This is a genomic window from Chryseobacterium sp. CFS15 (assembly GCF_031118795.1).
Lineage (GTDB): Bacteria > Bacteroidota > Bacteroidia > Flavobacteriales > Weeksellaceae > Chryseobacterium > Chryseobacterium indoltheticum.
Genome location: NZ_JAVHYL010000001.1, coordinates 507542 through 533145 on the forward strand (window position 1 = coordinate 507542; position 25604 = coordinate 533145).

Genomic DNA, 25604 nt, shown 5'->3' on the forward strand with positions numbered 1-25604 from the left:
ATATAAATCTCAAACTTAGCCTTAGCCTCAATATTAAATTACTTTAGCTTCCTCATGAAGAAGTCTTACCAACTCATCCAAATTATCAGGAGAAACAATTTTCACAGCTGCTCTTGGCGGAACAGAGTCATAAGATACTCCCTGAACTTTCACCTCAGATGAAGTAGGCTCTACCACCTGCAAAGGTTTTGTTCTTGCAGACATAATCCCTCTCATGTTTGGAATAATTAAATCTTTTTCGTCAACTAATCCTTTTTGACCAGCGATTACAGCAGGTAATTTAACAGAAATAGTTTCTTTACCTCCTTCAATTTCTCTCACAGCAGTCGCTTCACTGCCATTAACATCTAAACCAACAGAAGCATTTACAAAAGGCTGATTCAACAATTGAGCAACCATTCCGGGAACAGAACCACCGTTGTAATCAATAGATTCTTTACCACAAAGAACCAAATCATATCCTCCATTCTGCGCTACAGAAGCAATTTCTTTCGCCGTAGAATAACTGTCTTTCGGGTCAAGATTTACTCTTACTCCGTCATTTGCACCAATTGCCAAAGCTTTTCTGATTACCGGCTCAGTTGTAGCATCTCCAACGTTTAAAACTGTAACTGTAGCTCCTTGAGACTCCTGTAATTTGATCGCTTTTGTTAATGCGAACTCGTCTAACGGATTGATTACCCACTGAATTCCGTTTTTGTCGAATGCAGATTTATCTGCTGTAAAGTTGATTTTTGAAGTAGTATCCGGAACACTACTGATGCAAACTAATATTTTCATATGTTGTTTTAATTTTTTTCTTTTTTACTTCTAAATTGAAAAACTTCTGAAGTATTTTATTTTGTTTGTTACGTTTTGTAAATATAAATAAAAAATATATTATGCATGCATAATACTTATTTAATTATTATTCAGCGCATTATAAGTTTCTAAGACTTTGGTTTTGTTGCTCTAAACTCAATCTTGCTTGGTAAAACTCTTGGGTTCATCTTCAAAATATCGAGCACCAAACTTCCCATATCTTCCGGCTGAATTTTCCAGGCATCTTTTTCTGACGGAGTATTTCCATTAAAATTGGTTGCGACCGAACCAGGCATGATAACGGTAGATTTAATATTATACTTTCTTAAATCAATCATTGCAGCTTGAGTAAAGCCTACCACGCCAAATTTCGAAGCATTGTAACCGGCTCCATTTTCAAAGAAATTAGCACCTGCTAAGCTTGAAATCGTGATGTAATACCCTTCAGTTTTCTTTAATTCTTCAACTGAAGCTTTTAAAGTATAGAAAACTCCCGTTAAATTGGTTTCAATCATATCATTCCACTCTTCAGAACTTAACTCGTCAACAGGTTTGAAAATCCCCAAACCCGCATTGGCAATTACAAAATCTAATCTTCCGAATTTTTCTATGATACTTTTAACTGCATTTGATTCATCTTCAAGGTTTTTCACATCTGAAATTAGCCCTAAAACATTTGCTGAGTATTGCTTTAATTCATTCTCCACTTTTTCAACATCTTCTTTTCTTCTTCCCGTAAAAGCAACCGAAACTCCATTTTCAAGTAATATTTTTGCGATTCCGTATCCTACACCTTTTGTTCCGCCCGTAATATATGCTACTTTATTTTCTATCATTATTTAATTTTTTAAAACTCTAAAATAACAAAAACGCCCCAATTGGAGCGTTTTAATATACTGAAATTGATCAGTAATTTATTTTTTGATGAATTTTTCTGTAGAAACACCATCTTTAGTTTCAATATTGATCAAGTAAGTTCCGGCAGGAAGATTTCTCACATCTACTTTATTGTCGCTTAAGTTTGTAGAAACTTTTCTTCCGCTTGCATCAAATAATTCTATATTATTGATTTTTGAATCTGATTTTATTGAAACAAAATCATTAGCAGGGTTAGGATATATGGAAATTTCTTTTCTCTTTACTTCAGTATCACTAGTACCCAAAACTCCACTTATATTGAATGCATCTAATCCCAGAGATACTGCAGTACCTGTTTGCATGGGTGAGAAATGATTAAATCCAAAATAATATGTTCCACTCGTTGTAGGAGTAAATGTCGCGGTATATTGTGTCCATGCAGTATTTGCTACAGTTGTTGAACTCCATAATGTAGTACTTTGTGCTGTTGTCGTCGCCTCGTTTCCAACAGTCAATTTGATACTTTGTGGATTTGTACCACCGAAATTTCTCAAATAAAAAGTCATCGTATATGCATTACCTGTAGATAAACTATATGGCTTTGAAAATAACCATCTATTAGTAACGGCCGTTGTGCTATTATTTGAGAATACCATTTGTGTCCCTGCTTGTGGATTTCCTGCGGTAGCATCTGTAGCCCAAGCCCCTGTCCATCCATCATTTTGATAAAAACCAGCAGTAGCATTATCAAAACCGTAAGAATATGGTGTTCCAGCACCAAGAGTTTGAGCAGTAAACAATTTATATGGTCCTATCCATGCTCCATTTACAGTGTTATTTTTACTTCTAACATAATATTCATACATTGTATTGGCAGATAATCCGCTACTTATATCCACAAAACTTGTAGTTGCTCCTGTTACACTTCCAGACACTGCCGGTGTATGACCAACGACACCTTTTGAATAGTCATATCCCGTTACACCAGTTGCTGCCGTCCAATTAATACGACCACTTGTTGGAGTGATGTTAGATGTTGTCATTACTCGTCCCGGTTGAGGAGAAACTCCATTAATAACATGAACATTATCAATTGCTCCTAAGAATTTATCATTGGAAAAATTTTGAAAAGCTATATAAATGGTTTGCCCAGCATAAGAACTCAAATCAACACTTTTATTCTGCCATGTTGCTTCTTCACCATTAACAGTTAAAATAGGGGTATTGAAACTAGCCACAGTATTTCCAGTTGTAGAAATATATACCTTGTAAGATTCTTTGTATGTAGGATCAAATGATACTGCATTCCAATATAACGTATTAGTACCTGCAGGAAGTGCAATTGCAGGTGAAACCATCCAATCATTTGAGATTCCAGGAGGTGTATACCACGATGTAGACAAAGCAATATTATTACCAAACTCTTCTTCAGAAGGTACCCAGGCTGCATTTACAAAATTAACATTGGTATTAGGAGTAAGTCCATCAACATTATATAATGTCCAATTAGTTAATGGTCCATTATTAGCTTCAAATCCAGCACTAAAAACTTGTCCAAATGCTATTGCTGATGCTGTTAACAATAAAGAAGATAAAATTTTTTTCATAATGTGTGTTTTTTATTCACAGTAAATGTAATAAAAAAGTACAACATACTCTACATTTATTTAAAAAAAATTAAAAATCCTCAAGAAAACTTCTCGAGGACTATTATTTTAATAAAATTAATTCAGTTTTTATGACTTAGAATAATTCTCAAAAAACATTGGGATACTCTCAATTCCTTTATAGAAATTAAACAGTCCATAATGCTCGTTTGGTGAGTGAATCGCATCTGAGTCTAGACCAAATCCCATTAAGACAGACTTAGCTCCCAAGACCTGCTCAAACATTGAGGTGATAGGAATACTTCCGCCACCTCTGTAAGGAAGAACCTCTTTGCCAAAAGCCGATTGCATAGCATTTTTAGCTGCTAAATATTCTTTAGTATCTGTAGGTAAAACATAAGGCATACCTCCATGATGCGGAGTCACTTTTACTCTCACATTTGCAGGAGCTATTTTCTCAAAATATTTTGTAAACTTTTCAGTAATTTCTTCAGGAGTCTGATAAGGAACCAAACGCATTGATATTTTAGCAGAAGCTTTAGACGGTATCACCGTTTTTGCTCCTTCACCTGTATACCCGCCCCAAATTCCGTTGCAATCTAACGTTGGACGGATTGATGTTCTTTCTAAAGTTGTATATCCTTTTTCACCTTCCACATCATTTAAGCCAATTGATTTTTTAAATTCTGCAGGATTGTCTTTAAGCTTATTCATTTCAGCTCTTTCTTCATCAGAAACAGTCTCTACATTGTCATAAAAACCATCAATTGTGATCTGTCCTTCATCATCAATTAGTTTGGCAATCATTCTTGAAAGCACGTGAATAGGATTCGGAACTGCACCACCGTAAAGTCCGGAATGCAAATCTCTGTTTGGTCCTTCAACTTCTACTTCTACATAGCTCAAACCTCTTAAACCTGTGGTAACAGTAGGCTGTTCGTTGCTGTAAATGTGCGTATCTGAAATAAGAATGCAATCGCACTCAAGCTTTTCTTTATTTTCGTTTACCCAGTCGCCTAAACTTACAGAACCCACTTCTTCTTCACCCTCCAAAATAAATTTCACATTACAAGGCATAGAGTTGGTTTCCATCATGGCTTCAAAAGCTTTCACCTGCATAAAAAACTGTCCTTTATCATCTGCTGAACCTCTTGCAAAGATAGCTCCGTCAGGATGCAGCTCAGTTTTCTCTATGTATGGCTCGAAAGGCGGTTTTTTCCATAGTTCTAAAGGATCGGCAGGCTGTACGTCGTAATGACCATAAACCAAAACCGTAGGAAGATTTGCGTCAATTAATTTCTCACCATAAACAATAGGATAGCCTTTGGTTTGGCATATTTCAACATTGTCTGCTCCTGCATTTTTAAGATATTCTGCGCACACGTCAGCACACTTCAAAACGTCATTGCTGTAAGCCGGATCGGCAGAAATAGAAGGAATTCTAAGTAACTCAAACAATTCATCTACGAAACGCTGTTTGTTTTCGTTGATGTAATTTAATGTTTCTTGCATTGTAAATTAAATTTTTATAAAATTAAAAAAATTGTGGTGCCACAGCAAAACAAATAGGCTTTATTTTCTTCTGATTAAAATTAAAATGTCTTCAACAAAAAATCCTGCAAAAAAGCAGGATTCATGTATTTATTTTAAGAAAGACTAATGTTCTGCTTTTGCAGGCACTTCTTTCTTTGCAGCAGTAGAATCAGTAGTTTTTGGAGCTACAGTTTCGTGAGCACCCTGAGCTGAGTCTGCATGAGCAGGAGTAACTTCTCCGTGAGCAGTACCATGAGCTTCTGACCCACCTTGATGATCATCAGAATATCTTTCTGTACCTTCTTCCATTTTGATCATATTCTTATTTCCCCCAGCCTGGATTTTTTTACAGCTTACCGCTACCGTTGCAAGAGCTAAACATATAACTAATTTTTTCATATGCAGATATTTATTTTTAAATCTAATGAAACCACCTTATTTTTATGAATGTTTGAGCTTCAAACAACTTTTGCGATTCCTTCTTGAATTTTTAATTGCCCAAAAGTAAGAAATATTGCATTTTTCGGCAACATTTTTATACTGATTTTAATATTATTTTACCTTTTTTGGATTGTGTAAAAATAAGATACTGATTTCCGCCATCTTTCAACTGATATTTTTTCTTGATTTCTTCAGGTTTTAACGGATAATTTTTGGAGATCAGATTAAACTGTTCTTTTTTCTTAATATCTTTTGAATCAATTACTTTCATTTCCAAAATTCTTCCCGGAAAATCTGAAATTTTAACATCAGAAGTGTATAAATGCGTATTGGGATGCAGTTTTTTTAGGTTAAATTGACTCGAAATTAAGTTAAAAATTCCTGCTTTTAAAATTGTATTATTGGGAATATAAATAAATTGTTGCGGTTCAGCATATTCTGCCTGAGCGTTTTTCTCTGCATTAATCTCAAAACTAAAATCATTTTCGCCGCTCTCAAGATTCACACAATTACACATAATTTCTCCTGAATAATTTTTAGAAAGGAAAACAACAATCTCTTTTACATCGTTTCTAACAGCAATAATTTCAATTTTAGAAATATTTTTTAAAACCGAAATCAGATATTTCAAATCAATTAAAGGAGACAGCTTTATGATAACTTGTTCCGAAATAAAGAGCAACTGGTTCTGAATTTCCAAAATATTCGGTGAAAGATCTTCAAGCAGAAAAACTTTATTTTTATTCTGATCTCGTCGCGCAGGATCGAGATAAATTACATCAAAATTTTCATTGTTTTCCCTAATAAAATCTTCTAATTTTTCGTTAATGAAGTTCGCTTTTTTCCCTAAAATGTTCCAATTATGCTTTACGATATCTAAAAGTTCTTTATTTTGTTCGACTAAAGTGATTTCTTTAAAATTTTTAGATAAATAATAAGCATCGATACCAAAACCGCTTGTTAAATCGATGAATTTTTCACCTTTCAGAATTTCTGATTTATAAAGCGCTGTTTTTTCTGAAGAAGACTGTTCCAGATTGAGTTGTGGCGGAAAAACAATTCCATCTTGCAAAAGAAAAGGAAACTTTTTCTGAGCCACCTGCTTTCCTTTGATCTGCTGGACGATTTCCTGCATAGAAACTTCAGGAAACGGGGATTTTTTTAACAACAAAGAATGTAAATCGGCATTAAGATTTGCATTGATGTAGTTTTGAATTTCTCTTTTTGAATGCCACGAATGCACGAATTTCTTTTTTAAATATTAATAATTATAAAACTATTCTTTTATAATTTAATTTTGACTCACCAAAATTAACAATGATAGCTAATTTATTTTCAGAAACTTTTAGGTAATTAATTGCCTGTGCAAGATCAACTTCTGCAATCTGACTTTCCTTTAATTTCCAAAATAATTTTTTCGCTAATTACAAAATCTGCATAAAATTTATGAGGAAGAATAATCCCTTTATACACCACTTCATATTCCTTTTCTCTTTCATAGAATATTCCAGATTTCCGAAATTCTATCTCCAAAGCATCTTTATAAACAATTTCAGAAAATCCATGTCCAAGATAGTTATGAATTTCCATACAAATTCCTATAATTTCATATGACTCTTCTTTGTAAATGACATTCATATATTACTCCATTTGTGTTTAATACAAATTTAATAAATATATTCGTGCATTAGTGGCATTAAATACGATTACTCTTTACTCAAACATTTCAGCCCAACGAACAGCTTTAATTTCTTTTTCGCTGTACAGTTCTTCTACCGACTTTTTAACGTCTAACTTGGGATATAAATTTACTCCAATCAGCTTTATTTTGCCTTCTTCAACCCACTTTTGTTCTTCAACAGCATGATCGTAAACATTTTTCTGAATAATCCCTTGTTTTAAAGATTCCAGATAGCCTCCGTTTTCTTCGGTTTCAACAAAGAAAGCCCAAGATTTATCCGCAATCTGTTGGGTAATATCTTCAACATAATAGCTATTATTTGAGGCATCTTCAAAAACATTGATAATACTTTCGTATGCCAAAACAATCTGTTGTTTGAAAGAAATTTCTTCTGAAATATCTGTACTTTTTTCAACCAAATAATTGGTACTGTATATTGCATCTGCCCCGCCAATCATTGCCGAAGCCAATTCTAACGTCGAGCGAATGAGATTATTTTCATTGTCAGAAATTGCTTTGTTTCTAAGTGACGTTTCAGCAAAAATATATGGAATGTCATCTAAATCATATTCTTTAGACAATTGATTGAAAACTAATTTAAAAGCACGGATTTTAGCCATTTCAAAAAAATAATTTCCTCCAACGGCGATTCTGAAGATCAGTTTATTGATGATTTCTGACCCGTAAACCTCAATTAGTTCTTTTGTTTTGGCCAACGCAATACCCAATTGTTGGTAAATTGCAGCCCCGGCATTCTGATGAAGCGAAACATCTACGCAGATATTTCTTTTAAAGGCTTTGGCTAAAAGCTCTTTTACCAGCTGATCATTAATTTCTGCATTGTTTTCATCAAAAACATCAATCAAAGAGAAATATTGATCTTCATCTTGCGGACTGATATGCTCTGCTAAATCTTTATTGTTAACAAAAATCGTTTTCTCTACCAAATTTTCTACATTCTCATTCAATAAAAATGCAAAAACATCATCTTCAAGACTTTCGTGATATGTTGCTACCAAATGCGTGCTTTCTTCCACTTTCGGAAGGTTTGCCATTGGCTTCTGAACAGAATTATAGAAAGGTTTTACATCAATTCCTTCCAAATTTTCTTTTTTCAGAATCGTGTAGATATCTTCAGTTTTAAGCTGTTTTTTAACAAGATTTTCCCAGCTTGAGAAAGTTTCTGAGTTTGACATAAGTGATGGGTAATATGTAATGGATGATGAGTAATTTTGATTCGCTGACTAATTAAGTCCACAGCGAAACTAGTTGACAATGCGCTTCAAAATTTATTTTTTAGCAATATTGGCACTGTCTACAACGAGGATGAAAATTTCTTCGTTGGGCTTTTTCATAAAATAATTTTCTCTGGCGTATTTTTCTTTTTCAGATTTATTATTCATCAGTTTTTTGTAGAATGTATCATTCTTTTCGTATTCTGATTTATAATATTCTAGCTGATCTTCGTATTTATTAATCTCGCCATTGAGCTCATGGATTACCAAAAAAGATGTTTTATCAAAGAAAACCATCCACACCAGAAACAAGAAAATCGTCAGAATATATTTGTTTAAAACATAACTCTGAAAAAATTTATAGATTTCCGATTTTGGTTTAATGTCTTTAATGAGCTCTTTTTCTGCCATTTTAGTGTTTTCTTAATGAATTTTTAATAACTGTTGTTAAAAAATCAATCGCGACAGAATTCTGTCTCATATTTGGAATAATCAAATCGGCCTCGTTTTTTGACGGTTCGATAAATTCCTGATGCATAGGCTTCAAAGTTGTCTGGTAACGGTGTAAAACCTCGTTCAGATCTCTTCCTCTTTCTTGCGTATCTCTTTTGATTCGCCTGATCAGTCTCTCGTCTGAATCGGCATGAACGAATACTTTTAGATCAAATTCTTTTAGTAATTCTTTGTTCGTTAAAACCAGAATTCCTTCAACTACCAAAACATTTTTCGGCTCAACTGTTACATGATCCCCTGTTCTGCCGTGCGTTACAAAGCTGTAAAGAGGCTGCTCGATTGCTTCGTTGTTTTTCAAAGCTTTTACATGCTGAATCAATAGATCAAAATCGATGGATTTTGGGTGATCATAGTTCAAAGCTTCTCTTTCTGTAAGCGTAAGATTATGATTATCATTATAATAATTGTCCTGAGAAAGAATATTCATTCCTTCAATGTCAAGTTGTTGAATAATCTTATCAACAACGGTAGTTTTGCCCGATCCTGTACCTCCGGCAATTCCTATTACAAGCATTCTGTTTGTTTCTTTAGAGTTTTTACAAAGATAGTATTTTAGATGAAATGAGATGTCAGAAATTAGAATTTAGAGTTTAGTTTAGATCCAAAAAAAAACTCCGACGACTGCCGGAGTTTATATTATACGATTTCGCTTGTTAAGCTTCTTGCAATTAATTTTTCATGCATCGGTTTCAGAATATCCATTGAGCCTGTTTTTACGGTGCATTTGCCTTTAAAATGAACCAACATGGTGCATTGTTCTGCCTGTATCGGATCGTGTTTGCAAATTTGAATCAACGCTTCGATCACATCGTCGAAAGTATGAATATCGTCATTGTGTAAAATCAATTTGTACACTTCATCAGTATCATCCAAAACCAGAACTTCTTCTTCGTACTGTCGTTTCGGATCTTCATAATCTTTTATGCTGTTATAAAAAATCATTCCTTTTATATTTAAACATCTAATTTATCTAAAATATCGTCTACTATATTGGGTTCAATATATACCAATTCAACCATTTCGACGCTTTTATTATTCATTTTCAAGATCTTAAAATGATAATTTTCTAAATCAAATTCCTGGTTTTCTTCAGGAATATCTTCCAAAGCATGCAAAATGAATCCGGCCAATGTATTGTATTCACTTTCCTCAGAAAGGGTTAATTTTTTAGGTAAAGATTCGTTGATCTCGTCCAAAGGCTGAGTCGCTTTTACCCAATAGGTATTTTCAGCAATTTTATCAACCAGTTTTTCTTCGTCATCTTCCTCATCCTGAATTTCACCTACCAATTCTTCCAAAATATCTTCTAATGTAATAATTCCTTCGGTACCACCAAATTCATCAATTACAATAGCCAAATGTCTTTTTTTCTGTTGGAAAATCTTTAAAAGATCTGAAATTTTCTTGCTTCCGACTACGAAAAAAGCTTCTCCCATAAGGCTTTTCAAATCATCATGACTGAGGTTACCTTTTCTTTTAACAAATTCTCTGATGATTTCTTTTGTATAAAATACACCGATGATATTGTCGATTGAATTTTCGTAAACCGGAATTCTAGAATATCCGCTCTCGATAATTTTATCTATAATAACATTAAGATCCTCTGTAAAATCAATAGAAAGTATGTTTTGTCTCGGAACCATGATTTGTTTTGCCGAATGATCAGTAAAATCAAAAGCATTTTTTATGATTTCGTAGTTCTCTTCCTCAATTTCACCGCTGTCGGCACTTTGTTTTACCAAAAGCTGAAGCTCTTCTGTGGAGTGAATTTCCTGTTCTGATGCAGGGTGAATTTTCATTAGTCTTAATACCCCATTCGACATTAAATTCATCAACCAAATAAATGGTTTGAAAATAGTGTAAAAAACTCTTAAAGGAACAGCCGTTGCCATCGTAGTTGCCTCTGCTTTTCGTATTGCAATAGATTTCGGAATTAATTCACCAAAAACAATATGCATTACAGTAATGATCAAAAAGCTGATTACAAGAGAGATTGTAGTTACGGTAGATTCACTGAAATTTATGCTTAGTGAATGAAAAATATTATCAATCACATGATGCATTGCACTTTCGCCCACCCAACCTAATGCAAGTGATGCTAACGTAATACCAAGCTGTGTGGCAGAAAGATACTCATCAAGATGCTTGATAATGTGCTCTGCCTGTTTTGCCATAGAATCACCATCGGCAGCTTTAAGCTGAATTTGCGAGTAACGAACTTTAACAATTGAAAATTCTGCGGCTACGAAAAAGCCATTTAATAATACAAGAAACAAAGCTAATAGTAGCCTGACTATGTCCGAGTCCATTTAGAAATTATAATTTATGTTACAAAGATATATAAAATTATGATAACAAAAAAAGCACCGAAGTATCGGTGCTTTTATATTTTTTGAATATTTTATTACGAATTTTTCAAAGCTTCTGCTCCAGAAACGATTTCTAAGATCTCGTTTGTAATAGCAGCCTGTCTTGCTTTGTTGTAGAAAATAACCAAGTCGTTTTTCAGATCCTGAGCATTGTCGGTTGCTTTGTGCATTGCCGTCATTCTCGCACCATGTTCTGAAGCTACAGAGTCTAAAACTGCCTTGAAAACCTGTGTTTTAATAGATTTCGGAATTAAATTATCTAAAATTTCGTTTCTATTAGGTTCAAAAATGTAATCAGTTTCAGCCTGACCTTCTTCTTTCTCAGTTTCCACCATTGAAATCGGAAGAACTTGTTCTGTAATCACTTCCTGAGTTGCCGCGTTGATAAATCTATTGTAAATTAAATAAACTTCATCAAATTTACCTTCAATAAAGCTTGACATCACACTTTCTGTAATGTTTGCTACTTTATCAAAGCTAAGATTATCGAAAATTGCGCTTTCATTTGAAAACACTGCACGGTTTTTTCTTACAGCATCATAAACTTTTTTACCAATGGTAAGAACTTCAACTTCGTACTGAGCGTTGTTCTGAAACTGTTGGTTTAATTCTTTTACAACAGACGAGTTAAAAGCACCTGCCAAACCTCTGTTTGAAGTTACAGCAATAAATAGTACTTTTTTTACTTCTCTCTTCTGAGCGTAAACAGAAACCTGATCAGGATCTGAACTAGAATTTACATTCTGAATGATCTCCTGAAGTTTTTCAGAATAAGGTCTCAACATTACGATGGCATCTTGTGCTTTTTTTAGTTTCGCAGCCGAAACCATTTTCATAGCACGTGTAATTTGCATCGTAGATGAAATTGAACTGATTCTTCCTCGTATTTCTTTTAAGTTTGCCATATCGGGTTAGTTGTTGGTTGTCGGTTGTTGGTTGCTAGTTTTAGAAAATTCTGTCAACTATCAACCAAAAACCATCAACTAATTTTTAGTTATATTTTGCAGCTATATCATTAGCAGCCTGCTTAAGAACACCAGTAATATCGTTATCGATTTTTCCAGCTTTAAGAGCAGCCATCGTTTCAGGGTGCTTAGATCTTAGGAACTCGATATACTCGATTTGGAATTCTTTTACTTTCTTGATAGGAACGTTTCTCATTAAATTCTCTGTACCTGCATAGATCATAGCAACCTGGCTATCTACAGGAAGTGGAGAATTTACCGGCTGCTTCAACAGCTCTACGTTTCTTTCACCTTTAGAGATAACCGCTAAAGTAGAAGCATCAAGGTCTGAACCGAATTTAGCAAACGCTTCCAATTCTTTATACTGAGCCTGGTCTAATTTAAGAGTACCAGAAACTTTTTTCATAGATTTGATCTGAGCATTACCTCCAACACGAGATACAGAAATACCTACGTTGATTGCCGGACGAACCCCTGAGTTGAACAAGTCTGACTCCAAGAAAATCTGTCCGTCTGTAATAGAGATTACGTTCGTTGGGATATATGCAGAAACGTCACCTGCCTGAGTTTCGATGATCGGAAGTGCCGTTAATGAACCACCACCCTTTACAATTGGTCTTAGAGACTCAGGTAAATCATTCATCTGGCTTGCAATAGTATCATCAGCGATTACTTTTGCAGCTCTTTCCAATAATCTTGAGTGAAGATAGAAAACGTCTCCAGGATAAGCTTCACGGCCCGGTGGTCTTCTCAATAGAAGAGAAAGCTCACGGTAAGCTACCGCTTGTTTAGATAAATCATCATAGATAATCAAAGCCGGTCTACCTGAGTCTCTGAAGAATTCTCCGATAGATGCACCAGCCATTGCAGAATAAACCTGCATAGGAACCGGATCTGAAGCATTAGCTGCAACAATTACTGTATACGCCAAAGCACCTTTATCTGATAACGTTTTTACAATCTGAGCTACTGTAGAAGCTTTTTGCCCGATTGCAACATATATACAATATACTGGCTGACCAGCATCAAAAAATTCTTTCTGGTTGATAATTGTATCAATAGCAACAGTAGTTTTACCTGTCTGTCTGTCACCAATGATAAGCTCTCTCTGACCTCTTCCTACAGGGATCATAGAGTCAATTGCAACGATACCTGTTTGTAAAGGCTCGGTTACAGGTTGTCTGTAGATAACACCCGGAGCTTTTCTTTCTAATGGCATTTCGTATAAATCCCCAGTGATAGGACCTTTACCATCAATTGGGTTACCAAGAGTATCAACTACTCTACCCAACATACCTTCTCCTACTTTGATAGAAGAGATTCTGTTTGTTCTTCTTACGGTGTCTCCTTCTCTTACTAATTTACTTTCACCCAAAAGAGCAACACCTACGTTGTCTTCTTCAAGGTTTAGTACAATACCTTCTACATCGCTAGCAAATTTTACCAACTCACCGTATTGTACATTTTCTAACCCGTATACACGAGCAATACCATCACCTATGGTTAAAACTGTACCTACTTCCTCAACGTTTGATTGAGTGTCGAAGTTGGCCAACTGTTGTTTTAAGATCGCAGATACTTCTGCCGGATTTATTTCTGCCATTATATGGTTTTTTTTCTTAGTTTAACTGAAAGTCTTTTTTAATCTTATTCAATTGTGATTTTACAGATGCATCTATCTGCTGATCTCCCACTCTTAAAATATAACCTCCCAAAATTGCAGGATTTACATTTACTTTAATGTCAAAATTAGCACTTGCATTAACAAGGTTTGTAGATTTTAAAATCTGCTCAATATTTTCGTTAGAAAGCTGTGTTGCAGTCGTCAGCGTAATTCTCTGAATACCGTTGATGTCTTCAACTTTATTAATGAATTGCTGTGCTACATTTTTCAGCTGACTTTCTCTTCCGTTTTTGATGATCAGTCTGATCAAATTCTGAGAAACAGGCGAAAAGCTTTTGAAGATTTCGTTTGCTACCTCAGTTTTCTTATTTGCGTCGATGTAAGGTGTCAGGAAAAATTTGTTCAAATCTTTAGATTCAGACATCAGCTTCACCACATCTTTCATTTCAGCAAAAACAGCGTCGGTTTGCCCAGATTCTTTTGTGAAATCTAGTAAACCCTGTGCGTATCTTTTGGCTACTTTAGATGTAAGCATTCTTAGTTAAGATTTGATTTGTTTAAATAATTCTGAACCAACTCATTTTGAGCTTCGCTGTTTTCAAGCTTTTGCTTCAGGATAGATTCTGCGATATTTACAGACAAAATTCCAATTTGAGACTTGATGTCTGCCATTGCAGCATTTTTCTCAGCATTGATGGTTTGTTTTGCTGCTTCGATTAATTTATCTCCTTCAGACTTAGCCGCATCTTTAGCTTCAGCTACGATTCTGTCTTTAATTTCTCTAGCTTCTTTTAAGATAGCATCTCTTTCGATTTTAGCCTCACGCATAATTCTTTCGTTATCCGCTTTTAGAGTTTCCATCTCTCTTTTAGCCAGTTTAGCCTGATTAAGAGCATCCTGAATGTTGTCTTCTCTGGTTTTCACTGCAGAAAGAATTGGTTTCCAAGCAAAAGCTTTAAGAAGAACGACCAATAATAAAAATACTACTGCTGTCCAGAATATGTTACCAATTGAAGGGGTTAATAAATCCATTTTATATTCAATTATTATTTTTAATTTGTTTTTTAACTTTTTTAAAAGAATTCTACAAACCAACCGTTTGTAGAATTCTATTTGTTTACTATTCTTATTTACCTAGTAATGCTACTACGATACCGAATAGACCAGCACCTTCGATAAGAGCTGCTGCGATAATCATTGCAGTTTGGATTTTTCCTGATTGCTCTGGCTGTCTTGCAATACCTTCCATTGCGCTACCACCAATTTTACCAATTCCTAATCCAACTCCGATTACTGCTAAACCAGCTCCGATTGCTGCGATACTACCTGTCATAATATTATATTTAAAAAGTTATTTTTTTTTAATTCTAATTTTAATTAGTGATCGTGGTGAGGCTCTTCTACAGCCGACCCGATAAATAATGCCGTCAACATCGTAAAGATATAAGCCTGTAAAGCCGCTACCAATACTTCCAATACATAGATAAATAATGATAAACCTAATGATACCGGTGTGATTAAGTAAGTTTTCATGATAAAAATCAAAGAAATCAAACTCATAATGATAATGTGCCCTGCTGTCATGTTAGCAAATAGACGAATCATCAATGCAAAAGGCTTAGTTATAATTCCTAATAATTCTACAGGAATAAGGATAATATAGATTAAAATTTTCCCACCGAATGGCATGTTTTTCCCCAAAGGATCCAACATGTGCATCCAATATGTTTTTCTACCGCTTAAGTTTACAATTAATAATGTAAATACTGCAAGAACCATTGTGAAGGCAATGTTACCCGTTGTATTTGCAGCTCCCGGAAGTAAACCTAAAATATTAAGAAGCCATATAAATAGGAATAAAGTAACCAAATATGGTACGTATTTTCTATATCTTACAGAACCGATGTTTTGTAAAGCAATATCGTCTCTTACAAAAACCACAAGCGGCTCGATGAATTTTGCTATTCCTGAAGGAACTTGAGATTTTTTATAACTTGCTGCTGAAGCAAAACCGATGATTAATAAAATAATAGCAGCCAAAATCATTTGAGCAACTACTTTAGTAATTGAGAAATCTAAAGGCTCATTATTTGTAGGATGACCGTCGTGCATTTCTAGATCACCTGCAGCATTTGTAGAATAAATTTTGTTGTGGTGTACTTTGTAGAAATTACCATCTACTTCAGCAACCTTCTCTTCTTCATGTCCGAATTTTTCAGAGCTGAAAACTTTCAAACCGTTATCCCAAAGAATGACAGGTAAAGAAATTCCTACAGAATTGTGACCTTCACCCCAAAGATGCCAATTGTGTGCATCCGCGATATGGTGCATAATAAATGGAACAGGATTGTACGCTTCCTCTTTTGCAGTTTCCGCAGTACCTTCATGTGTTTCTGCAAACGAGAAGCAGAAGACAAAAAGATAAAGGGCGATTAACAGTTTTTTAAAACTCATGACTTGACTTTTATTTCTAAAATTTTTGCAAAAATATAAATTTTTATTCGATTTTTGGTAATTCTTCAAGTTTATATTACATGATATTAGTCTTGTTTTTTAACTAATTTTAAAACAAAAATAACTTCTATCAACAGGTAAATCCAGTACAGAACGAAGTAAGGAACGATATTAAGCTCAAAATCTTTCTCAAACATCGCAACATAGCCTATTGCGAAAATTTTAAAAACTACAAAACCCAGAAAAATAAATCCTATTATATTCTTTTTTTCTAAGGCAAAAACTACCAAAATCGTTAACAAACTGATTAGTGTAACAAAAAACATCAGAAAATGAATTTTGTAGGACAGCATCACTACATTATTTTCTGCTAATTGCCATTGTATAATAAATAATACAGCAGAAAACAGCAAAAACAATCCTAATCCTTTTAATACAACTAAAAACTTTTCCATTGGCTGCAAAACTACCAAAATTTATCAATATCGTTTTAATAATTAAAATGACATTCACACATTATTGGCAATGGCGCTATAATTTAATTAACTAAAAAATCTATTCACAAAATATTAAATTACCTTTCGTTAAACGACATTAACTTATTTCTAGATTAGGTCAACTTAAATTTTAGAATGTGTGATAATTATTATTAATTCAAATATCCTTGTCAAGATTTTGAACCTTGACAAGAGCTTTTCCCCATTCTTTCCTTCACTATTTTTTAAATATCAATCATATCAAGGTTTTTAGATATAAAATTGTTATTTTTGCAAACCATTTAATTAATTAAAAGTATGTTTAATAGTTTACAGGATAAATTAGACAAGGCCCTTCATAATATTACCGGACGTGGAAAAATCACCGAAATCAACGTTGCGGAGACCGTAAAAGAAATTCGTAGAGCATTGGTAGATGCCGATGTTAACTATAAAGTTGCTAAAGATCTTACCAAAAGAGTTCAGGATAAAGCTTTAGGACAAAACGTTCTGACTTCGCTTACTCCGGGACAATTGATGACAAAAATCGTTCACGACGAGTTGGTAGATTTGATGGGAGGTTCTCAGGAAGGCATCAATCTTTCAGGAAAACCGTCTGTGATTTTGATTGCAGGTCTTCAAGGTTCAGGTAAAACTACTTTTTCCGGAAAGCTTGCTAATTATTTAAAAACTAAAAGAACTAAAAAGCCATTATTGGTTGCTTGTGACGTTTACCGTCCTGCAGCTGTTGATCAGCTGAAAGTTCTTGGCGGGCAGATCGGAGTGCCTGTTTACAGCGAAGAAGGTTCTTTGGATCCTGCAAGTATTGCTCAGAATGCGATTAATTTTGCTAAATCGAACGGTCATGATATTGTAATCGTCGATACAGCAGGTCGTCTTGCGATTGATGAGCAGATGATGAAGGAAATTAAAACCGTTCATTCTACTATTCAACCCAACGAAACTCTTTTTGTAGTAGATTCAATGACAGGTCAGGATGCGGTGAATACTGCAAAAGCCTTCAACGATACTTTGAATTTTGACGGAGTTGTTTTAACGAAGTTAGACGGTGATACTCGTGGTGGAGCTGCTTTAACGATTCGTGCGGTAGTTGAAAAGCCAATCAAATTTATCTCTACAGGTGAGAAAATGGAAGCTTTAGATCTTTTCTACCCGGAAAGGATGGCCGACAGAATCTTAGGAATGGGAGACGTTGTTTCCTTGGTAGAAAGAGCTCAGGAGCAGTTTGACGAAGAGGAAGCAAAAAAACTTCACAAAAAAATCGCTAAAAACGAATTTGGTTTTGATGATTTCTTAAAGCAGATCAATCAGATCAAAAAAATGGGTAATATGAAAGACTTGATGGGAATGATTCCAGGAGTTGGAAAAGCCATTAAAGACGTTGAAATCAGCGATGATGCATTCAAACATATCGAGGCGATTATTCATTCTATGACTCCGGATGAGAGAAGAAGACCTTCTATCATCAATACTCAGAGAAAAAACAGAATTGCAAAAGGTGCAGGAAGAAAAATTGAAGATGTAAACGCTTTGATGAAACAGTTTGACCAAATGGGAAAAATGATGAAGATGATGCAGGGACCTCAAGGAAAACAAATGATGCAGATGATGAGCAAAATGCCAAATATGCCGGGAATGGGCGGAATGTTTGGAAAATAATTAAATCAAATTTTTTAAAATATATAAACTCTCAGATTTTTTTCTGAGAGTTTTTTGTGTCTTTAGCATAAAAAAAATCCAACTCAAATGTTTGAATCGGATTATATTTAAATCAAATTAATCAATTATCATTCATCAAAATATAAGATTTTTTGATCGTTTTTTGAATGATAATTACTTCGCAAAAACGTACTTAATACCGATACCTACAGAAGCAAGATTTACTGCTAAATTATAAGTATCTTTTGAATAATCTGTATCATTTACTTTATAATTACTGTATCCAAATTCTCCCAAAGTAGCTTCAACAGACCAATTTTTATTAAGGAAGTAATCTAATCCCGGCTTAATATTGACCCCTACCGTTGTGAATTTTGTCTTACCACTATTATCATTAAAAGCATAGTTTCCAAAATTGCCTACAAAACTAGAATGTGCTTCAAACTCTTCTCTCCCAAATTCGATCGGAACTTCAAGTTGTGCGAAGAAAAATAATTTTTCAGATAAAGTCCAGTATTTTCTTACAAAGGGCGCAATTCTAAATGCAGACTGCTCATTGATGTTGTTAAATCTAAAAACTCCAGCTTCCCCGTTGATGGTTTCGTCTTTTGTAAATTTAGTATTAACGTATCCTACTCCGGCTCCTACCGCTAAATTTGGAGCAACAAAAAATCCGGCAGTAGGCATGATGATGACGGTATTTTTTTTACTGTTTACATTATTATCTTTTTCGTGAGCGTAAGAGATCTGACCCGAAAGATAAACCGTTCCCTTATTGATTTGCGCAGTCGAAAACCCAAAAACAGCAATCGCACCTGCTAAAAATATATTTTTCATTTTTATTTAATCTTGATTTTACTAATTATTTAGCGAACACGTATTTTACGCCTAATGTTACAGAAGAAAGCTTAACGCCTAGATCCGTTTTATTGATGTTTTTAGCGCCTTCTAAATCAAGTTTATAAGAATTAAACCCAAACTCTCCGATTGTAGCTTCAACCGTCCAGTTTTTAGTAATAAAATAGTCTAAACCAGGTTTTATATTAACTTCTACCGAAGTATAATTTGCGTCGTAAGTATTCATGTTCCCTACATAATAATCTCCTATGATAGGATTGAAAGGCTGAGACTGATATTCGTACAATTCGGTTTTACCAAATTCTAAAGGAACTTCCAGCTGCCCGAAAAAGTAAAGTTTATCACTCAAAGCCCAGTATTTTCTTGCGAATGGACTCAATGCAAAAGCAGATTCTTTAGTATATTTCGAATACAGGAATGAAGTACCGCCATCAAAAAGTATATAGCTTTGAGAGCTTTCATTTTTTGTAAACCCAATACCTAAACCTACTGCGAAATTCTGTGCAACAAAAAATCCGGCTGTTGGTAATACTTTCAGGTTTTCTACATAATTATTTGAGCTTTCGGTTCCGTCTTTGTAATAACCTGCCTGGCCTGAAAGATAAACTGTTCCTTTAGCAATTTGTGCAGATGCTAATGCGCCCGCCAATACTGCAATAGTAAGTAATATTTTATTCATTATTGTTTGATATATTTTTTAAATGTAAAAAAATCCTGAGAAAAAATCTCAGGATTTATATTAATTTATGTTTACTAATTATTTAGCAAATACATATTTAACACCGATACCTACGTTAGCAAGGTTTAAACCAAAGCTATAGTTGTTTGTAGCATCACCGTCTTTTGGTTTGAAGTTGTTGTAACCGAATTCACCGATTGTAGCTTCAATAGTCCAGTTTTTGTTTAAGAAATAATCTAAACCTGGCTTCACAGTAACACCTACTTGAGTGTATTTAGCTTCTGTAGAAAGAGAAGAAGTAGATACAACGTTTCCAGCTGTAGTTACAGAAGAATTTTCAGTTTCTGTTTTTCCAAACTGCATTGGTACAGCTAACTGACCGAAGAAATACAATTTATCAGATAAAGTCCAGTATTTTCTAGCGAAAGGAGCAATTACGAAAGCAGGATTCTTAACTTCTGCAGTGTTTACTGTTGTAGACACAGGAGTTGTAGTTGTAGAAATCAAAGTACTTTTTTGAGTTTGGTAACCAACACCTACACCTACTGCGAAGTTTGGAGCTACGAAATATCCTACTGTAGGAAGTACGTTGAAGTTTTCAACTTTAGAATTTCCATTGTTAGTTTCTTCTTGAGAATAACCAACAGATCCAGATAAATATACAGTTCCTTTAGCAATCTGAGCGTTTGATAACCCGAAAAGTGCAACAGCACTTGCAATTAATAATTTTTTCATTTTGAATAATTTTATACTTTCTTGACTGCAAATGTATAATGACATCATTTAATATTAAAATTTGTTAACATGATTAATATCACCCGTCAATACTCATTTTTTTCGAATTAAAATCGCACTCTTGAGAGATAATTATATTTAATTTAAAAAAATCAAAAAAAATACTCCAATTTTTCAACTGGAGTATAATATAAGGTCACTTATAAATATTTTACTTTAAAAAGAAGTTCACACCCAAATTGATGGCTCCAAAATTAGAATCGATTCTTCTGTCTCTATCTCTGTCCCAATCTCCTCTTTCACTTCCTATGTTTTGATATCCTAGATACAATTCTGCTTTAGGTAACTGAAAACCTACTTTCGGGTATACATACAGACCGCTATCAATACCATCTTTAGTAGAAATTGCACCTCCCAGATCAAGACCTACAAAAAGTGGAAGCCCATTAAATCTGTATTTTCCTGATGCAGCCAAAGGAATAAATCCGAAATCTTCCCAACGGTCTTTACCGAAAAAATGAGAATATCCTGTAGCAACACCCACATCCAGACCTTTGGTGATATTCCACATATATGCCGCATCAACACCTAAAGTAAATGAAGCAAAATCTGCAGCATCACCAACTGGCGCACCAATATGGCCTCCCAATTTAAAACCTTCCTGCGCCTGAGCTGCTCCGCCCAAAAATGCGAATGCACCCAACAATAGTAATTTTTTCATTTTAAAAATTTAAACGTTTGTTATTAACTCAATGATTGTTTGTAGCAAACACAATGCCGCAGAAGCTTATTTAAACAAAAAAAAGCAAGACAAATAATTGTCTTGCTTTGTAATAGTTTTATTATGAATTAGTTTCCTCCGAATTTGAAACCAATACCAATTTGGAAAAAACTGTTTTTTAACGTTTCATTTCCTTCCGGATTCTTAATAAGATTCGAAACCCCTAAGTTATATCTTGCATCAAAGAACAATCCGTTTTCTAATGTATATTCAGCGCCAATAAAAGGTGCTAAGTTTAACGTATTAACATCATCTTTTACATCTTCAGTTGTGCTTGTAGACTCTGAAAATGATTCACCCAAAGCAGATCCTGATAATGTTGCACTAGCTTCAACTTTTGCTGAAGTAACGATACCTACATTAAGACCTAACCCGAATGCTAAACTTTCAGTAGCATAATATTTTGCACTTACAGGAATTTGTACAGTCCCAAATTTCCAATCTGATTTTTGAGTTCCTGTTACCGTTACACCCATTTCAGTGTAAGATACTGATTCTTCTTGCTTACCTCCGATTGGCGAATATAAAACTTCACCTTGTACAGCAAACCTGTCATTGAATTTATATTCAGCCATTGCACCAACATAAAAAGTTGATTTTGAATCGAATTTATAAGATTCTCCATCTCCTTCTGCGTTTAACATTGACAATGAATACCCTGCCTTTGGACCAAATTTAAATTCTTGCGCTTTAACAGCAACTCCCATTACTGCTACAGAAGCAATAAGTAATAATTTTTTCATAGTTTAATTTTTTTTAACATATTTTAAGAGCCCAAATATATCACTTTTACTGGAATCACAAAATATTTTTAAACTTTTTTGAAAAATTATGACAAAATGTATTATTCTCTGGTTCTTTTATCTTCTTCGTTATATGCCAAGATAATCTTTTTCACCACAGGATGACGTACCACATCTTCTTCTGTTAGATACACAAAACCAATCTCTTTTACATCTTTCAAAATTCGCATCGCTTCTTTCAGACCTGAATGTTGCTTTGGTGGCAAATCGATCTGCGTAGGATCTCCTGTGATGATAAATTTTGCATTCATCCCCATTCTCGTAAGGAACATTTTCATTTGAGCATGAGTAGTATTCTGCGCTTCATCCAAAATTACAAAAGCATCATCCAATGTACGGCCTCGCATAAAAGCCAAAGGCGCCACTTCAATTACTTTTTTCTCCATAAAGCCTTCCAGCTTTTCGTGGGGAATCATATCACGGAGCGCATCATATAAAGGCTGCAAATAAGGATCAAGTTTTTCTTTCAGATCTCCCGGTAAAAAACCAAGACTTTCCCCCGCTTCTACTGCAGGTCTCGTCAACACGATTCTTTTAACCTCCTTATCTCTTAAAGCCTTCGCTGCCAAAGCAACACTGGTATAAGTTTTACCGGTTCCTGCAGGTCCGATTGCAAAGACCATATCTTTTTTCTCGGTTTCTTTAACAAGCTTTTTAAGGTTGGTCGTTTTAGCTTTAATGATTTTTCCGTTAACCCCTTTAACAATGATATCCTGATCAAAGACAAGCTGTTTTTCGTTTTCATCTTTTAAATTGAGAATATTTTCTACGTCTTTCAGCCCGATAGAATTGTTTTTAGAAATAAAAGCGACAATATCGTCAAGCTTTTGCTTAAATATATCTAAAGCTTCCTGATTTCCCATCGCAAAGATAAAATGATCACGACCTGTAATTTTAATTGTCGGAAAGCTCGATTTTATTAAATTGAAATATTGGTTGTTTACTCCATAAAAGTTTTTTGAATCAATACCTTCTAAATCATACGTTAATTCAAACATGCAAATATTTTTATATTAGAATTTAAATTTAGAAGTTTTTTTTTAATTTTAAATTAAATTCTTATCCACAATAGCTGTTTCTTTCTTTTTATTTTAGATAAATTTGCAGTTCATCTCTTTTATTCATGTCAATTATTACCCTCACTTCAGATTTCGGACGTTTAGATTACAGAGTTTCGGCTATGAAAGGAAAAATTCTGTCTTTAAATCCTGAGGTAAACAGCGTAGATATTACCCATGATATTCAGGCTTACAACCTTATTCAGACGTCTTATATTGTAAGAAATGCTTACAAATATTTTCCAAGCGGAACCATTCATATTGTTTCTGTAGACAGTTTTTTTCATAAATCAAGAAAAAATATTTTATATAAAGCAGACGGGCATTATTTTCTGGCAGCAGATAACGGGCTTCTAAGTCTGGTTTTTTTTGACATCAAACCTGAAGCCATTTACGAAATCACGCTCAACAACAGATTTGATGATGTGGTAAACTTTACTTCTACCGACGTTTTTGTTCCTGTAGCCGTACATTTGGCTAATGGCGGGCTTCCGGAGGTAATCGGCAGAAAGATAGAATCTGCAAAACAGCTTTTGTTCCCAAAACCCGTTTACAATGAACCTGAAAAAATGATCATTGGCGAGGTGATGTATATTGATAATTTCGGAAATATAATCTCAAATATTAACAAAGATTTTTTTGAAACTTTGGCTAAAGGTTTTGAAAGTTTCACCATCAAATTCAGGAACTTAAGTCTTTCAAAAATATATTCCAGCCATACAGAATTGGTAGTAGACTGGGAAAGAGAAACCGAGTATCATGGGCAATCTGCAGCCATCTTTAATGACAGTGACCAACTAGAATTAACCATCTACAAAGGCAGCAAAAAAAATGGTGCAAAAACACTTTTCGGGCTTAATGTGGGAGAAAATATTTACATAGAATTTTTCTAAAATTATCTATTTCATAAAAAAACCGATTTTTTTTATATATTTGTCAAAATCTAAAATTTAAAAATGGCAGAATACAAATTATTGCTTCCTTCTATGGGTGAAGGCGTGATGGAAGCTACAGTTATCACTTGGTTATTCAATGAAGGCGACCAGGTAAAGGAAGATGATTCGGTAGTAGAAATTGCAACAGATAAGGTAGATTCAGACGTTCCGACACCAGTTTCGGGGAAAATTGTAAAAATCCTAAAACAAAAAGACGAAGTTGCAAAAGTAGGTGAAGCCATCGCTATTTTAGAAATTGAGGGAGAAGGCGGAAACACAGCTTCTGAAGAAGTAAAAACTGAAACTACAGCTCCCGACGCAGCAACCATTAAAGCAATTGAAGAGCCTTTAAACGCAACGGCGACTTCTCACATAGAATTTTCAGGAGATCTTTACTTATCTCCACTTGTAAAATCTATCGCTCAACAAGAAAATATTTCTGAATCTGAACTAAAAACCATCAAAGGAAGCGGTTTAGAAGGAAGAATTACCAAAGAAGATATTTTAGCGCACGTTGCCAACAGAGGAAACCAGCCTCAACAGGCAGTTCAGCAACAAGCGGCTCCTGCTCAGGCGACAGCTACTCCACCAGCAGTAACTTCAGCGCCGGCAACTACAATAAGTACAGCTGCAGGTGACGAAATCATTCCTATGGACAGAATGAGAAAAATCATCGCTGAAAACATGGTGAAAGCAAAACATATTGCTCCACACGTTACATCTTTCATCGAAACCGACGTTACCAACGTTGTAAAATGGAGAGCTAAAAACAAAGATATGTTCGAAAAACGTGAAGGTGAAAAATTGACTTTTATGCCTATTTTCGTAAAAGCAATTGTAAAAGCAATCCAGGATTTCCCTATGATCAATGTTTCTATCAATGGTGATAACATTATCAAGAAGAAAAACATCAATATCGGTATGGCAACTGCTTTACCAGACGGAAATCTTATCGTTCCTGTAATTAAAAATGCTGATCAGTTATCACTTTCAGGTCTGGCAAAAGCGATCAACGATTTGGCGTACAGAGCAAGAAACAAAAAATTAAGACCTGAAGATACTCAGGGCGCAACATATACTATTTCTAACGTAGGAAGCTTCGGAAACTTAATGGGAACACCTATTATTCCTCAGCCTCAGGTTGCTATTATGGCAATCGGAGCTATCGTTAAAAAGCCTGCTGTTCTTGAAACTAAAGATGGCGATGTAATCGCTATTCGTCAGTTGATGTTCATGTCTCACTCTTACGATCACAGAGTCGTAGACGGTTCTCTAGGCGGAATGATGTTGAAGCACGTTCATGATTACCTTCAAAACTGGGATCTGAACACTGAGATATAAGTAATAAATAATTGGTAATAAGTAATTTTTACCAATCAAAGTATAAAACCTTCGAATTTTTTCGGAGGTTTTTTGTTTTTAAAGTAATTCATTATCATTTTTAATACCTGTTGTGCATTTTCGAAAATAGCATCAAGTTACTGATCACTAGAACTTTGTATTTCTTTACTAAATGAA

The 25604-nt window shown here is 34.5% G+C and carries 29 protein-coding genes; 3 read left to right on the forward strand and 26 right to left on the reverse strand.

The genetic code is table 11. The features are described 5' to 3' along the window. Positions 1-33: 33 nt before the first annotated feature. The 20 genes from OH814_RS02450 to OH814_RS02545 all read right to left on the reverse strand — a co-directional run bounded on the left by OH814_RS02450 (position 34) and on the right by OH814_RS02545 (position 16536). A complete protein-coding gene (locus tag OH814_RS02450) occupies positions 34-780 on the reverse strand; it encodes an electron transfer flavoprotein subunit beta/FixA family protein (protein WP_076558737.1) in 747 nt (248 codons plus the stop codon). 149 nt (positions 781-929) lie between these two features. Continuing rightward, entirely contained in the window at positions 930-1637 is a 708-nt protein-coding gene (locus OH814_RS02455; protein ID WP_308826955.1) for an SDR family oxidoreductase, read from the reverse strand. Between the two features lie 78 nt (positions 1638-1715). Next, positions 1716-3242, reverse strand: a complete 1527-nt coding sequence (locus OH814_RS02460; RefSeq protein ID WP_308826956.1) for a T9SS-dependent choice-of-anchor J family protein — start codon at positions 3240-3242, stop codon at positions 1716-1718. 153 nt (positions 3243-3395) lie between these two features. Then, the gene (locus OH814_RS02465; RefSeq protein WP_308826957.1) at positions 3396-4778 is read right to left on the reverse strand and encodes a dipeptidase; all 1383 of its coding nucleotides are present in this window, start codon (positions 4776-4778) and stop codon (positions 3396-3398) included. Positions 4779-4922: 144 nt separating this feature from the next. Beyond that, positions 4923-5198, reverse strand: a complete 276-nt coding sequence (locus OH814_RS02470; protein ID WP_076558747.1) for a hypothetical protein — start codon at positions 5196-5198, stop codon at positions 4923-4925. A 136-nt stretch (positions 5199-5334) separates the two neighbouring features. Next, positions 5335-6483: a class I SAM-dependent methyltransferase gene (locus tag OH814_RS02475; protein ID WP_308826958.1), complete on the reverse strand. Its 1149-nt coding sequence runs from the start codon at positions 6481-6483 to the stop codon at positions 5335-5337. Between the two features lie 25 nt (positions 6484-6508). Beyond that, a complete protein-coding gene (locus tag OH814_RS02480) occupies positions 6509-6625 on the reverse strand; it encodes a GxxExxY protein (protein ID WP_308827005.1) in 117 nt (38 codons plus the stop codon). Then, complete coding sequence (locus OH814_RS02485) at positions 6612-6878, reverse strand: GxxExxY protein (RefSeq protein WP_308826959.1); 267 nt, start codon at positions 6876-6878, stop codon at positions 6612-6614. The genes OH814_RS02480 and OH814_RS02485 overlap by 14 nt, the downstream gene beginning before the upstream one ends. Before the next feature lie 75 nt (positions 6879-6953). After that, positions 6954-8117 carry a methylmalonyl-CoA mutase family protein gene (locus OH814_RS02490; RefSeq protein WP_308826960.1) on the reverse strand — a complete coding sequence of 388 codons (1164 nt, stop codon included), beginning with the start codon at positions 8115-8117 and terminating at the stop codon, positions 6954-6956. 93 nt (positions 8118-8210) lie between these two features. Next, on the reverse strand, positions 8211-8567 hold the full coding sequence (locus OH814_RS02495; RefSeq protein ID WP_076558755.1) for a septum formation initiator family protein: 357 nt from the start codon (positions 8565-8567) through the stop codon (positions 8211-8213). A 1-nt stretch (position 8568) separates the two neighbouring features. Beyond that, positions 8569-9183 (reverse strand): uridine kinase, encoded by a 615-nt coding sequence (udk, locus tag OH814_RS02500; RefSeq protein ID WP_076558757.1) that lies wholly within the window; start codon positions 9181-9183, stop codon positions 8569-8571. A gap of 122 nt (positions 9184-9305) precedes the next feature. Continuing rightward, positions 9306-9611, reverse strand: coding sequence for an ATP-dependent Clp protease adaptor ClpS (locus OH814_RS02505; RefSeq protein WP_074229116.1), 306 nt, complete (start codon positions 9609-9611; stop codon positions 9306-9308). A gap of 11 nt (positions 9612-9622) precedes the next feature. Further along, entirely contained in the window at positions 9623-10978 is a 1356-nt protein-coding gene (locus OH814_RS02510; RefSeq protein WP_076558759.1) for a hemolysin family protein, read from the reverse strand. 95 nt (positions 10979-11073) lie between these two features. Next, positions 11074-11943: an ATP synthase F1 subunit gamma gene (gene atpG, locus OH814_RS02515; protein WP_076558761.1), complete on the reverse strand. Its 870-nt coding sequence runs from the start codon at positions 11941-11943 to the stop codon at positions 11074-11076. Between the two features lie 85 nt (positions 11944-12028). Continuing rightward, positions 12029-13606, reverse strand: coding sequence for a F0F1 ATP synthase subunit alpha (gene atpA / locus OH814_RS02520; RefSeq protein WP_115618866.1), 1578 nt, complete (start codon positions 13604-13606; stop codon positions 12029-12031). Positions 13607-13622: 16 nt separating this feature from the next. Continuing rightward, positions 13623-14162, reverse strand: a complete 540-nt coding sequence (gene atpH / locus OH814_RS02525) for an ATP synthase F1 subunit delta (protein ID WP_076558767.1) — start codon at positions 14160-14162, stop codon at positions 13623-13625. A 2-nt stretch (positions 14163-14164) separates the two neighbouring features. Continuing rightward, positions 14165-14659 carry a F0F1 ATP synthase subunit B gene (locus OH814_RS02530; protein WP_076558769.1) on the reverse strand — a complete coding sequence of 165 codons (495 nt, stop codon included), beginning with the start codon at positions 14657-14659 and terminating at the stop codon, positions 14165-14167. 94 nt (positions 14660-14753) lie between these two features. Then, positions 14754-14960, reverse strand: coding sequence for an ATP synthase F0 subunit C (atpE, locus tag OH814_RS02535; protein ID WP_066676872.1), 207 nt, complete (start codon positions 14958-14960; stop codon positions 14754-14756). A 44-nt stretch (positions 14961-15004) separates the two neighbouring features. Beyond that, positions 15005-16081 carry a F0F1 ATP synthase subunit A gene (atpB, locus tag OH814_RS02540; protein ID WP_308826961.1) on the reverse strand — a complete coding sequence of 359 codons (1077 nt, stop codon included), beginning with the start codon at positions 16079-16081 and terminating at the stop codon, positions 15005-15007. 86 nt (positions 16082-16167) lie between these two features. Then, positions 16168-16536: a hypothetical protein gene (locus tag OH814_RS02545; protein ID WP_076558773.1), complete on the reverse strand. Its 369-nt coding sequence runs from the start codon at positions 16534-16536 to the stop codon at positions 16168-16170. 339 nt (positions 16537-16875) lie between these two features. On the opposite strand from OH814_RS02545, the gene ffh reads away from it, so the two are divergent. Next, positions 16876-18237: a signal recognition particle protein gene (gene ffh, locus OH814_RS02550; RefSeq protein WP_308826962.1), complete on the forward strand. Its 1362-nt coding sequence runs from the start codon at positions 16876-16878 to the stop codon at positions 18235-18237. 174 nt (positions 18238-18411) lie between these two features. Here the strand turns inward: ffh and OH814_RS02555 are convergent, their stop codons facing one another. From OH814_RS02555 to OH814_RS02580, 6 genes are all read right to left on the reverse strand, one after another. Continuing rightward, positions 18412-19074, reverse strand: coding sequence for an outer membrane beta-barrel protein (locus tag OH814_RS02555; protein ID WP_308826963.1), 663 nt, complete (start codon positions 19072-19074; stop codon positions 18412-18414). 25 nt (positions 19075-19099) lie between these two features. Further along, entirely contained in the window at positions 19100-19774 is a 675-nt protein-coding gene (locus OH814_RS02560) for a porin family protein (protein WP_308826964.1), read from the reverse strand. A 78-nt stretch (positions 19775-19852) separates the two neighbouring features. Further along, positions 19853-20509: an outer membrane protein gene (locus OH814_RS02565; RefSeq protein ID WP_076558781.1), complete on the reverse strand. Its 657-nt coding sequence runs from the start codon at positions 20507-20509 to the stop codon at positions 19853-19855. Between the two features lie 211 nt (positions 20510-20720). After that, positions 20721-21230, reverse strand: coding sequence for a hypothetical protein (locus OH814_RS02570; RefSeq protein ID WP_076558783.1), 510 nt, complete (start codon positions 21228-21230; stop codon positions 20721-20723). A gap of 128 nt (positions 21231-21358) precedes the next feature. After that, positions 21359-22033 carry a porin family protein gene (locus tag OH814_RS02575; protein ID WP_201133990.1) on the reverse strand — a complete coding sequence of 225 codons (675 nt, stop codon included), beginning with the start codon at positions 22031-22033 and terminating at the stop codon, positions 21359-21361. Positions 22034-22134: 101 nt separating this feature from the next. Further along, on the reverse strand, positions 22135-23091 hold the full coding sequence (locus OH814_RS02580; RefSeq protein ID WP_115618858.1) for a PhoH family protein: 957 nt from the start codon (positions 23089-23091) through the stop codon (positions 22135-22137). Positions 23092-23216: 125 nt separating this feature from the next. Between OH814_RS02580 and OH814_RS02585 the strand changes: the two genes are divergently transcribed. Together OH814_RS02585 and OH814_RS02590 are read left to right on the forward strand one after the other, a co-directional pair. Further along, complete coding sequence (locus tag OH814_RS02585; RefSeq protein WP_076558789.1) at positions 23217-24044, forward strand: S-adenosyl-l-methionine hydroxide adenosyltransferase family protein; 828 nt, start codon at positions 23217-23219, stop codon at positions 24042-24044. Positions 24045-24107: 63 nt separating this feature from the next. Beyond that, the gene (locus tag OH814_RS02590; RefSeq protein WP_308826965.1) at positions 24108-25427 is read left to right on the forward strand and encodes a dihydrolipoamide acetyltransferase family protein; all 1320 of its coding nucleotides are present in this window, start codon (positions 24108-24110) and stop codon (positions 25425-25427) included. The last annotated feature ends 177 nt before the right edge of the window (positions 25428-25604 follow it).